Below are 12,603 nucleotides of genomic sequence, written 5' to 3' on the forward strand. Positions count from 1 at the left end.
GACCAGATCGTGACAAAGAGCGAAATGCTTTTTGTCACAACCTCGATCAAAAATCTAAATCATCAGTAATTGAATACCTAAGATATAGCTGAAAAATTTAAATACTGCATCCTTTTCCAGGCTTATTCTTATTAGTCTTGACGGTCTTCGGCAGTTTCTATACTTTGAACAACTTCTGCTTCAGCTGCTTCTTTCGCTGCTGCCGCTTCTTTTTCTAATTGTTTTGCGGACTGCTGTTCAGCAAACTTCGTTAATGCATCGACAGTGATCAAATCATCGTCGTCATCATCCATGTCACGCAATTCAATTTCTTGTTCCTCGATATCAAGGACACGCATATCCAGACCAAGTGACTGCAACTCTTTCACCAATACGCGGAATGATTCCGGTACGCCTGGTTTTGGAATTGGCTCACCTTTAACGATAGCTTCATATGTTTTCACACGTCCGACAACGTCATCTGATTTATAAGTTAAGATTTCTTGAAGCGTATAAGCAGCACCGTAAGCTTCCAGTGCCCATACTTCCATCTCACCAAAACGCTGTCCACCGAACTGTGCTTTACCACCCAATGGTTGTTGTGTAACCAGTGAGTAAGGTCCGATTGAACGAGCATGCAGTTTATCATCAACCATGTGGGCAAGTTTGATCATGTACATCACACCGACAGAAATTCGGTTATCAAATGGTTCTCCTGTACGTCCGTCGTAAAGAACGGTCTTCGCATCGCTAGCCATACCAGCTTCACGAACAGTTTCCCATACATCATCATCATTTGCTCCATCAAATACAGGAGTCGCAACATGAATACCTAATTGACGGGCAGCCATACCTAAGTGCAGCTCCAATACCTGTCCGATATTCATCCGTGATGGTACCCCTAGTGGATTCAACATGATATCGATCGGTGTTCCGTCAGGTAAAAATGGCATATCTTCTTCCGGCATGATGCGGGAAACAACCCCTTTGTTTCCGTGACGTCCGGCCATTTTGTCCCCTTCGTTGATCTTACGTTTTTGAACAATATAGACACGAACCAGCATGTTCACACCAGGAGACAGCTCATCGCCGCCTTCACGAGTGAAAATTTTCACGTCGTGAACGATACCGCCACCACCGTGAGGGACACGTAGTGATGTATCACGAACTTCACGTGCTTTCTCACCAAAGATCGCATGCAACAGGCGTTCTTCTGCAGATAGTTCTGTAACTCCCTTAGGTGTCACTTTACCTACTAGTAAATCGCCATCTTTTACTTCCGCACCAATACGAATGATTCCCATTTCGTCAAGATCTTTCAGAGCATCTTCACCAACGTTTGGAATCTCACGAGTAATTTCTTCAGGACCTAATTTTGTATCACGAGCTTCTGATTCATATTCTTCAATATGGATAGATGTATATACGTCATCCTTCACCAGACGACGACTCATGATGATCGCATCCTCATAGTTATACCCTTCCCATGTCATGAAGCCGACCAGAACGTTTTGTCCTAAAGCCATTTCCCCTTCTTCCATAGATGGTCCGTCAGCCAGAATGTCCCCGCGCTCGACTTTTTCGCCAAGTGTCACGATTGGACGTTGGTTATAACTTGTTCCTGAATTGGAACGACGGAATTTTGTTACCATATATTTATCCAAAGCGCCATTGTCACGACGGACACGGACTTCAGAAGCATCAACAAATTCTACAACACCATCATGTTTACATAACAGGGCAGCACCTGAGTCATGCGCTGCTTTGTATTCCATCCCAGTTCCGACAAATGGAGAACGAGGTTGAATCAAAGGAACAGCCTGACGCTGCATGTTCGCACCCATCAAGGCACGGTTGGAGTCATCATTTTCCAAGAACGGGATACAAGCTGTCGCTACAGCAACTACCTGTTTTGGTGATACATCCATGTAATCGACTTGGTCGATCGCAATTTCCAAGTTTTCACTTTGCAGACGTGCCATTACGACATCTTCCGCAAATGTGCCATCTTCGTTCAGCTTAGAATTCGCCTGAGCTACGATGTAATGGTCTTCCGTGTCTGCTGTCAGGTAATCCACTTCACTGGTTACTTGACCAGTAGCGCGATCCACACGACGATACGGTGTTTCGATAAACCCAAATTTATTGACTTTCGCATAGCTTGATAAGCTATTGATCAGTCCAATATTTGGACCTTCAGGTGTTTCGATCGGACACATACGGCCATAGTGGGAATAGTGAACGTCTCGAACTTCATATCCGGCACGGTCACGTGTCAACCCACCAGGTCCCAAGGCAGATAGACGACGTTTGTGCGTCAACTCACCCAATGGGTTGGTTTGGTCCATGAACTGTGACAACTGAGAAGAACCAAAGAATTCTTTGATACTTGCTACAACAGGACGAATATTGATCAACTGTTGCGGTGTCAGTGTTTCAGTATCTTGAATCGACATTCTTTCACGAACCACACGCTCCATACGAGCAAGTCCGATACGGAACTGATTCTGTAGAAGCTCACCAACAGAACGGATACGACGGTTTCCTAAGTGATCGATATCATCTACATTGCCGATATCTTCCATCAAGTTGAAGAAATAGCTCATAGAAGCAATGATATCTGCAGGACGAACTGTTTTCACACTCGAATCAGGATAGCCATTACCGATCACATTCACGATACGTTCAGGATCTTTTGGTGATTCCACCTTGATTACTTGAACAGTCATCGGCTCTGTTACCACAGCATCTTCACTCGGATAGTAAGTCACGCTGTTCAAACCTTTGTCGATATGTGCGCCTAATGTTTCCATTACTTGGTGTGTTAGGACAGTGCCTTTTTCAACCAAAATTTCGCCAGTCTCAGCATCAATCAGCGTTTCCGCCAATGTCAAATTCAACAAACGAGTTTTCAAATCTAATTTCTTATTTACTTTGTAACGTCCAACATTCGCCAGATCATAACGTTTTGGATCAAAGAAGCGAGCCGTCAGTAAGTTACGAGAGCTGTCAGCTGTTTTTGGTTCGCCAGGTCGGAGTCGCTCATAAATGTCTTTTAGACCTTCCTCCGTACGGGAATCACTTGCATTTTTGTGCAAGTCCTTCTCAATCGTATTTCTAAGCCCTTCGCTTTCGCCAAAAATCTCAAAAATCGTGTCGTCTGAACCAAAACCTAATGCACGAACTAAAACAGATAAAGGAATCTTACGTGTACGGTCGATACGAACATAAGAAATATCCTTTGCATCAGTTTCCATTTCCAACCATGCACCACGGTTAGGAATAACGGTTGAGCCAAAGCCTTCTTTTCCGTTTTTATCCACTTTTCCATGGAAATACACGCCTGGGGAACGCACCAACTGAGAAACGATAACACGTTCCGCACCATTGATGATGAATGTTCCCATCTCAGTCATCAACGGGAAATCGCCGAAGAATACTTCCTGAGATTTGATTTCTCCTGTTTCACGGTTTGTCAAACGCAATGTCACATGTAAAGGCGCTGAATAGTTTGCATCATGCGCACGTGCTTCCTCTACAGTATACTTAGGTTCTTTCAATTCATAATCTACAAATTCCAGGGACAGGTTTCCTTGAAAATCTTCAATTGGCAGAATATCCTCAAACATTTCGCGTAACCCTTCATCTAAAAACCACTGATAAGAGTCTGTTTGGATCTCGATTAAATTTGGTAATTCCAACACTTCACTGATACGCGCGAAACTTCTACGTTCGCGATGTTTTCCGTATTTTACTACGTGTCCAGCCAAGCTCTTCACCCCTCTAGATATAAGTCTGTCAAAACTCTACCCAAAAATTACATTTAAGTTACGAACATTAAGTTGACGTAACAAAAAGCATTTTTTGCGGTTTTTAGGCAAAAAAAAACCAAAAATAGAACGTCCTCATGATCAAAAAATCAAGTGTTTCTACTTTTGTTTCCCTATTTAAAACCGGAACGGACAATATTTCGCTCCTGCTTCGTCATTTTTTTAGATAGTTTTTGCATCTATATATTCTACTTTCTTCTATAGTAAAAGTCAAGTGTTTTATTGCCTTACTTTCTACTATTTCATTATAGAAAAGTACTACCTTCTTCATTCTTCATTATTCCCTTTTCATTACACATAGACATTCTTTCTAAATATATGTTTGTTTTTTGATTTCACATTGAAAAACAATCGTTCTTTAATTCGTCTGAAAATTCTAAAAATCTGTTGACATTTTTCTCTTGTCTGTATATACTAGGAGCAATTCAGTCTTGCGGAGGAGAATTCCTATGACACATTTATCAAATCACGCACAATTGAATAGTTACTACTTTAGCTATTTTAGATAGGTTTGTATTCATACTTCATGGGTACAGACGGCAAACTCGTTTTTGTATCTATGATGGCTAGAGCAATTTGTTTTGAACAAACAGCCGCGTAGACGATATTTCTAAGTGGCTATGACTATAAGAGGCATTTAATCTGTTCTTATCATCCATTTAGGCATATTGTCTAAATGGATTTTTTGTTTCATTGAGGACTAAAAAAGAAAATGGAGGAACTAATGATGAAAAAGAAATTAATTGGATTAAGTTTATTAGCAACAGCAGCAGTCGTTCTTGGCGCCTGTGGCAACAACGATGAGAAGAAAGACAGCGGCAGCAATAGCGATAGTGTCACGATCGGCGTATTACAGCCTGTTGAGCACGGTTCTTTAGACGCCGCTTACGAAGGGTTTAAAGAAGGCCTTGCTGAAAATGGCTATACCGAAGGTGAAAATGTGACGTTTGAATACAGTAACGCCCAAAATGACCAGTCACAATTAAAATCAATGAGCGAAAAACTGGTGAAATCAAAGCCTGAACTGCTCCTTGGTATCGGAACACCAGCAGCTCAGTCATTATTGAACGAAACCACTGATATTCCCATGGTCGTGACAGCAGTGACTGATCTAGTCGGTGCCAAACTAGTGAAATCAGATGACAAACCTGGCGGCAACGTCACAGGGACAACAGATATGGTTTCGATTGAAAAACAAATCGAATTGCTTTTAAGCATCGTACCTGATGCTAAAACCATCGGGATCATGTATAACGCCGGTGAAGCAAACTCGAAAATCCAAGCAGATTTAGCTGAAGAAGCGCTGAAAAAAGCAGGCGTCAGTGTTAAAGTATTGACGGCGAACTCAACCAATGATGTGCAACAGGTAACGACTAGTTTGGCAAAAGACGTAGATGGCATCTACATTCCTACAGATAACACCTTCGCCTCTGCTTCCGCAGTAATCGGTGATGTTGCGAAGGAACAAAAAATCCCAATCGTCCCTGCCTCTATCGACCAAGTAAAAGAAGGTGGACTGGCGACTATCGGGATCGACTATCATTCTTTAGGAAAACAAACAGGCGCAATGGCCGCAAAAATCCTGAAAGGCGATGCTGAACCAGCAACTATGCCTGTTGAAAGTGCGGATGAACTAGAGCTATATGTCAATGAAGATATGGCAAAAGCTTTAGACATTGACCCAGAAAGCATCCAAGCACCCAAATAACCTATTTTGAATTTTGTCCGGAAGCTAGAGTACCAAGGGGATATGTAGTGTCTTTTTAACTCTAAAGCTGAGATAAACTCTTTTTACCTCGGCTTCAGATGCTCATTCCCCGCCGGGCGCTATACATAAACTTAATTGGAAAGAAGCTGATTTTTTTGATAGATATTTTACTTTCTTCAACCTCACAGGGACTCTTATGGTCGTTATTGGCAATTGGTGTTTTCCTGACTTACCGTATTCTTGATATTGCCGATTTAACAACTGAGGGTAGTTTCCCTTTAGGCGGAGCGGTGGCAGCCGTGATACTAGTCAAAGAGCCAGAAACCTGGCCGTCCTTTCTACAACCGATTCTAACAAGTCATCCATTGGTGCTTCCCGTATTAGCCCTTATTATTGCTTTCATTGCAGGCGCGTTGGCTGGCTTAGTTTCGGGTATTCTGCATACAAAACTGAAAATTCCCGCTTTACTGGCTGGGATTATTACTATGACCGGTTTGTATAGTATCAATTCCCGAATCATGGGTGCACCAAACATTTCTCTCTTAGGTGCAGAAACGATTTTTTCTCAAGCGCAAAAGCTTGGCGTTGATAAAGTAACGAGCGTCATCCTCGTAGGTTTGGTTGTTGTCATGCTCGTAATCGGACTGCTGACACTATTCTTCAAAACAGAAATTGGTTTGGCGACTCGTGCAACGGGTGATAATATCGACATGAGTCAAGCCAATGGAATCAATACAGATCGAATGAAAATGATCGGCTACATGCTGTCCAATGGCTGTATCGCGTTATCCGGTGCTCTACTGATCCAAAACAATAACTTTGCCGATCTGAACTCTGGAATCGGAACAATCGTTATTGGGCTGGCTTCTATCATTATTGCGGAAGTATTACTTAGAAACAGACCGCTATTTTCCCGTATGCTCACTATTGTTGTGGGTGCGATTTTATACCGCTTCATTCTGGCATTGGTACTGGAATTCAATGTCGATCCGACAGACCTGAAATTATTCTCTGCACTGATTCTTGTGTTGTGTCTGTCTTCACCACTTATCCAGAAAAAACTGAAACTGCCTAAAAAAGGAGGTGCCCGCTAATGGAAGCTGTATTGACCATTGAAAACCTGCATCAATATTTTGAAAGAGGAACGGTTAACGAAAACCATGTTTTGAAAGGGATCAACCTAACAATCAACAAAGGGGAATTCATCACGATCATCGGTGGAAATGGTGCTGGAAAATCCACCTTGCTTAACAGTATTGCCGGCACGTTACCTATAGAAGAAGGCAAAATGATCATGAATAAAAAAGATATCACTAAACAAAAAGTCATGACTCGCTCAAAACAAATCAGTCGTGTCTTTCAAGACCCTAAAATGGGGACCGCTGTTAGATTGACTGTGGAAGAAAACATGGCACTGGCAATGAAACGTGGAAAAAAACGCGGCCTGGGTAGCGGCGTTCGTAAAAGTGATCGTGCATTTTTCAAAGAGCACTTAGCCAAGCTGAACCTAAATCTGGAAAACCGTCTGACTGCCGAAATTGGGCTCCTTTCCGGCGGACAGCGTCAGGCAATCACATTACTGATGGCAACCTTGATTCAGCCTGAGCTGATTTTATTGGATGAGCATACAGCCGCTTTGGACCCTAAAACATCCGTCACAGTTATGGAACTGACTGATCGACTGATCAAAGAACAACAACTGACGGCGTTTATGGTTACGCACAACATGGAGGATGCTATTCGGTATGGTAATCGTCTGATTATGCTGCATCAAGGAAACATCGTCGTAGATGTTCCGGCAGAAGAAAAGAAACATTTAACGGTCAATGAATTGATGGAGATGTTCCACAAAAACAGTGGTACAGAACTGAAGGATGACCAGCTCCTGTTAGTTTGATTCTCTCAACCAAAAAATTCCAAACAAAAAACTACGAACAAGCATCCAACTGGAACGCTTGTCCGTAGTTTTTTTCATTCATTAGCCGCCAATCAGGAAATCCAGTACATTCCAGCCGTCTGAGGTTTGTCCTCTATATAGCTCAGTAAAACCGCAACGCGTGCAGCTCACGGTAATAAATTTCTTGTTCTGGACATCGAAAATCTTTGCAAAGTTCCCACCAGTTGCCTGAAATTGATCTGATACGTAGTGGGTATTTCCACATTTATCACAAACATATTGCTTTTTCTCCATTTTTGTCTTCCTCTTTTCTGTTGTTGTTGATAAAATTATAGCAAATTCAAACGAATGACGCATACATCTAAGGAATGAATTTTACACTTTATTTCACCGCTTTTTCATGACTACCAAATACATATTGAAACGGCATAAAAATGGTTATTCTATCGGAACTAAATAAAATACAGAAGAAAAACAACTAAGGACGTGACAAAATGACGATAAAAAGCAGCATCCTCTCTTTGCTAATGAGGCAATCTCCCGCCTTCATTTCAGGAGAAGAAATGGCCCAGCAGTTAAATGTCTCAAGAACAGCAATTTGGAAAGCCATCAACGAGCTAAAAAAAGATGGCCATGTGATCAATAGTGACCGAAAGGGCTACCAGTATCAGCCATCAGATATTTTATCCGTAGAAGGCATACGCCTACGCCTTGCAAAAGAGACGCCTGAACTGGCAATCAAGCTACTCAGCTCTTCTGCTTCAACGATGAAAGATGCCAAGCTTGCAGCGCTCAACGGCGAAGCTGAAAATACCTTAGTCATCGCAGACATGCAAGAAGCGCCCAAAGGCCGATTCGGTCGTCCTTTTTTCGCCAGCGAAGGCGGTGGCATCTACATGAGCATTTTACTACGCCCCAATCAAAGCTTTGAAGAGATGGCCCAATACACGATCATTATGGCCGTTGCTATCGCAGAGGCGACTGAGGCGATGACAGGAATTTCTCTGGAAATCAAATGGGTCAATGACATCTATAAAGACGGAAAGAAAATCTGCGGCATCCTATCAGAAGCAATGAGTGACGTTGAATCCGGTCAAATTACCAATATCGTCATCGGCATGGGAATCAATTTTTCCATCCGGCAGGAAGAATTCCCAGCGGATATCCAAGAGAAGGCAACTTCTCTATTTAGCGACCGACAACCGACACTTACTAGAAATGAACTGATTGCGGCGATCTGGAACCGATTCTACGAAATCCTAAGCCAAAATAATACAGATTTTCTTGATTACTATCGAAAAAAATCCTTTGTTCTCGGAAAAGAAGTCACCTTCACACAAGCCGGAACACAGTTTCAAGGAACCGCCGAAACAATCACCGAACAAGGTGAGCTGATTGTTCGACTAAAAACCGGAGCACAAAAGATACTATCCTCCGGTGAAATAAGTCTAAGCAGTATTAAATAGAGACAAAATCAAACATCCACCCTGAAAAGCTGCCATAAGGAACCTTTCAGGGAGGATGTCATTTGTTTCGACTATTTTTTTCCAAACAACATACTTCAATAGTTGCAGAAAAAATTTTACGAAAATTTGTTCAAAATAATCATAGCTAATAAACCAATCAAATAGCTGCCGTTGAACAGTATCAGATTATTGATAGAAAAACGGAAGCTTTTCGGCTGTGGCAATTCCTTTTTGAACTGCTGCAGATTTTTTCGGATTTTCGGAAAAGAAAGTAGCACGAGTAGAATCGGCCAGTCGTATACGCCAAATAGCATCCCTAATAAGATTACTGCATAGCAAAACAGCTGCAATAGCTGAAATAACAACACACCTTTTTTACGCCCAATATAATAGACTAATGTGTATCGATGATTTTCTATATCCGTATCCAAATCCCGCAGGTTATTCGCAAGCATAATGTTGGCGATCGTCAACACCATAGGCAATGATGCCCAAACAACAGCCAATGTTTGCCAGATATTTCCCGTCAAGGCAAAGGTTCCTTTTATAAACGATATATCCAGATAAAAGGGTGGATTTTGTCCCACATTCAGATAAACCGTCATTGCAAAAATCCCCAGCCCCATTGTCACACCACTGAACACTTCCCCTAACGGCATCCGGGACAAAGGGATCGGACCAAATGTATAAAAAATCCCAATCAAGCAACACACACCACCCATAAACAGAAGCAGCCAGCCTGTCTGAATCGCCAGAACCAAACCAATTACCGCTGTGAAACCAATCATTCCAAAAATCATATTCCTCACCAATAGTGGGGACACACCGGAAACACCGATGATATTTTCTTCATATTTATATGCTTCTGATTTTGCTTTATGGAAGTCCATATAATTATTGATTGCTGTTGTCGCCATATCAAAGACGACCATTCCTACAAAAAATAGCAACGTGTGCACCCATGAAACCTGATCAAAGTAAGCGATCGAAAATAATACACCCACAAAAAAAGGAAACAGACTAGCAAGTTTGGTACGAATCTCCACTATTTCTAAAAACACCTTTATTGTCATACACTTTGCCCCTTACTCCAATTCTGAACGATCCCCCATGGTATAGCCGGAATCTTCTCCCAGTACAAAGGTCTCTTCTATATCTTTGCTGACATAAACCTTATCGTCCTTCGTTACAAAAATCACATCCACATCTTTCAGTCCTTCTGCGTATTCCAATCCTTTTTTCACACCCATAGAAAATACAGCCGTAGACAAGCCATCCCCATCGATGGACTTATTAGTAATAATTGTTACACCGGCAATATCATTATCAAAAGGATAGCCTGTTGTCGGATCAAACAAATGATGGTAGGTTTCCCCATTGACTTTCAGATATCGTTCATAGATACCGGAAGTCACTAATGTTTTATCCCGTTCTTTCACCGTACCGATCACGGTATTTCTCGCTTTATTTGGGTCTTGAATCCCGACATTCCAGTCCTCGTCCTCTCCTCTTGGACTGTGCCCTAAAACATACACATTCCCGCCGAGGTCGATGATTGCTGTCGTTACGCCATTGTCCTTCAACACTTCTACTACTTCGTCAGTGATATAGCCCTTAGCGATAGCCCCAAGATCGAGCGCCATCCCTTTTTCTTCAAGATAAACCGTCTTTTCTTTATCATCTAATACGACTTTATGATAATCAACCAGCTTCAATGCTTGATCGATTTCTTCCTGTGATGGTTTTCGGGCATCATCAAAGCCAATATGCCACAACTGAGTAATTGGACCGATCGCCATATCAAAACCACCGTTGGAGTCCTCACTATACTCATATGCGCGTTTCAATAATGTATAAACATCATCGGAAACCTTGACTGGCTCAATCCCGGCTTTTTCATTGATTGCATCGATTTCTGAGCCGGATTCATTAACAGTGATTTCATCCCCCAGTTTTTTGATTCGATCAAAGGCCTGATCCAAAACATCCTTTTTCCCATCATCGTAAATCCGTATCTGCACATACGTCCCCAGTAATAGCTCCTGCTTTGAGTACGGCTCTTTATTTACCTTACTTTCTTCTTTCTGATTGCTTGAACAACCGGCAATTACCAGTACTAAAACAAACAGTAAACTAAAGGCTGCCCATAGTCGTCGGTTTCTCATTGTTATACCACGTCCTTATCAAAATCTATTCAACAAATCTATTTCTTCCATTTAACAAAACACTTTCAAGTATAATGCAGAATATCAGATTTCACTAGCAAAATCTCTTCTTATTTGGTGGAACTATGTAAATTGTCAGCCATCCTTTTAGGGGAATCCCGAAATCTATATCCCCATTTATTCCGAACAAAAAAAGCAGGACAATCATTCAAGTGAAAATTGTCCTGCCAGCTACTTTTTTAGAACTATTATATTTCTATGCCTGCTCATTATCTGTATAGGATAGACAGACATTTCCATCATACGTTCTTATTTTTTCATTACAATGTTGTCAACAGTGATTTCAGCTGTATCGCCTTTTTCAGCAGCATTGATCAACTGTTCTGCATAGATAACAAATGAATGGAAGCTATGAGTTGCACCAGTTACAACATCCATTCCGGCAGGAGAACCGTCTTCTTCACCCATCGCTTTAACAAACTCTTCGTTGAAGGTTGGAATGAATTCAGATGGATCTGTACCAGCTTTGTCTTTCATCATTTCGTTGTATTCAGTATCATCTTGTTTTGATTTGCCTTCATCATCCACATTGTCATACTTAGATTCAGCTACCTTGCCATCTTTTACAACAATCGTAAATTCTGTGTGGTACCCATTTGAGTTGTTTTTCTCTTTCAATGTATATGAACCATCTTTCAGGTCAGCGCCATTGTCGATTTCAATTGTTTCAGTATTGCCAGCTTGAGCCGCTTGAATCAATTGTTGTGCATAGTTTTGGAATGACTCAAATGAATGTGTCGCGCCAGATACAACATCGATATCAGAAGGTGATTGCTTTGCAACAAGCTCTTCATTGAATTTAGGAATAAATTCTTCTGGACTTACGCCAGCTTTATCTTTCATATTTTTATTATAGTCTGCGTTATCAACTTTTGATTCACCGGCTTCATTGATGTTGTCATACTTAGATTCTACGATTTTCCCGTCTTTTACAGTAATTTCAAATGATACACGGTAATCATTAGAATAGTTTTTCTCTTCTAACTTATACGTACCATCCTGCAAATCTCCGCCTGCTTCTTTCACAGCTTCAGTTGAAGATTCTTCCGTTTTTGAAGAAGACGCTGCTGTTGATGATGCACTTGACGAATCCGCAGTATCCTTGTTGTCAGATCCACACGCAGCTAAGACTACTGTTGTTAATGCGATTGCCGCAAAGCTCTTGATAAATTTGTTCGCTTTCATTTTTTTCCACCTTTTCCTTGTATAATACTTTTGTTTTGTATGAACTCTGTTAAAACCACCACAAGAAGCAACGATTCTATTACCCAAATAATCGTCCATAATCACTTCTCATGAGAGAAAGGGCTCGACAATGTTCATCATATGAATACTACTTAAGCAAGCCAGACAACGAAGAATCCTTATTGATAACAGTTATTCTTTGTGCAAGTACTGATTCAGTAATAGCCATATAGTCACAAATTTTTTCACAAAAACTTTGTGATTCAATTAACATTCTAACGAATTATCTTTTTCTGTCAACTACACATTAGAA

General features: G+C 41.3%; 9 protein-coding genes. 4 read left to right on the plus strand and 5 right to left on the minus strand.

The features are described from left to right. Positions 1 to 131: 131 nt before the first annotated feature. Positions 132 to 3,749: a DNA-directed RNA polymerase subunit beta gene (gene rpoB, locus A5888_RS12265; RefSeq protein WP_170924795.1), complete on the minus strand. Its 3,618-nt coding sequence runs from the start codon at positions 3,747 to 3,749 to the stop codon at positions 132 to 134. A gap of 784 nt (positions 3,750 to 4,533) precedes the next feature. Between rpoB and A5888_RS12270 the strand changes: the two genes are divergently transcribed. The 3 genes from A5888_RS12270 to A5888_RS12280 all read left to right on the plus strand — a co-directional run bounded on the left by A5888_RS12270 (position 4,534) and on the right by A5888_RS12280 (position 7,414). Beyond that, the gene (locus A5888_RS12270) at positions 4,534 to 5,517 is read left to right on the plus strand and encodes an ABC transporter substrate-binding protein (protein ID WP_249274487.1); all 984 of its coding nucleotides are present in this window, start codon (positions 4,534 to 4,536) and stop codon (positions 5,515 to 5,517) included. 155 nt (positions 5,518 to 5,672) lie between these two features. Continuing rightward, positions 5,673 to 6,611: an ABC transporter permease gene (locus A5888_RS12275; protein ID WP_249274486.1), complete on the plus strand. Its 939-nt coding sequence runs from the start codon at positions 5,673 to 5,675 to the stop codon at positions 6,609 to 6,611. Further along, a complete protein-coding gene (locus A5888_RS12280) occupies positions 6,611 to 7,414 on the plus strand; it encodes an ABC transporter ATP-binding protein (protein WP_086349451.1) in 804 nt (267 codons plus the stop codon). Before A5888_RS12275 ends, A5888_RS12280 begins: the two co-directional genes overlap by 1 nt. Before the next feature lie 81 nt (positions 7,415 to 7,495). On the opposite strand, the gene A5888_RS12285 is transcribed toward A5888_RS12280, so the two are convergent. Beyond that, entirely contained in the window at positions 7,496 to 7,708 is a 213-nt protein-coding gene (locus A5888_RS12285) for a zinc ribbon domain-containing protein (RefSeq protein WP_086349450.1), read from the minus strand. Positions 7,709 to 7,908: 200 nt separating this feature from the next. On the opposite strand from A5888_RS12285, the gene A5888_RS12290 reads away from it, so the two are divergent. Next, the gene (locus A5888_RS12290; RefSeq protein ID WP_086349449.1) at positions 7,909 to 8,880 is read left to right on the plus strand and encodes a biotin--[acetyl-CoA-carboxylase] ligase; all 972 of its coding nucleotides are present in this window, start codon (positions 7,909 to 7,911) and stop codon (positions 8,878 to 8,880) included. A 116-nt stretch (positions 8,881 to 8,996) separates the two neighbouring features. Here the strand turns inward: A5888_RS12290 and menA are convergent, their stop codons facing one another. From menA to pplA, 3 genes are all read right to left on the minus strand, one after another. Next, positions 8,997 to 9,953, minus strand: a complete 957-nt coding sequence (menA, locus tag A5888_RS12295; protein WP_086349448.1) for a 1,4-dihydroxy-2-naphthoate polyprenyltransferase — start codon at positions 9,951 to 9,953, stop codon at positions 8,997 to 8,999. Positions 9,954 to 9,965: 12 nt separating this feature from the next. After that, positions 9,966 to 11,045, minus strand: coding sequence for an FAD:protein FMN transferase (locus A5888_RS12300; RefSeq protein WP_086349447.1), 1,080 nt, complete (start codon positions 11,043 to 11,045; stop codon positions 9,966 to 9,968). A 309-nt stretch (positions 11,046 to 11,354) separates the two neighbouring features. After that, positions 11,355 to 12,290 carry an extracellular electron transfer flavoprotein PplA gene (gene pplA, locus A5888_RS12305; protein WP_086349446.1) on the minus strand — a complete coding sequence of 312 codons (936 nt, stop codon included), beginning with the start codon at positions 12,288 to 12,290 and terminating at the stop codon, positions 11,355 to 11,357. Positions 12,291 to 12,603: the final 313 nt, after the last annotated feature.

The organism is Enterococcus sp. 9E7_DIV0242 (genome assembly GCF_002140975.2).
Lineage (GTDB): Bacteria > Bacillota > Bacilli > Lactobacillales > Enterococcaceae > Enterococcus_L > Enterococcus_L clewellii.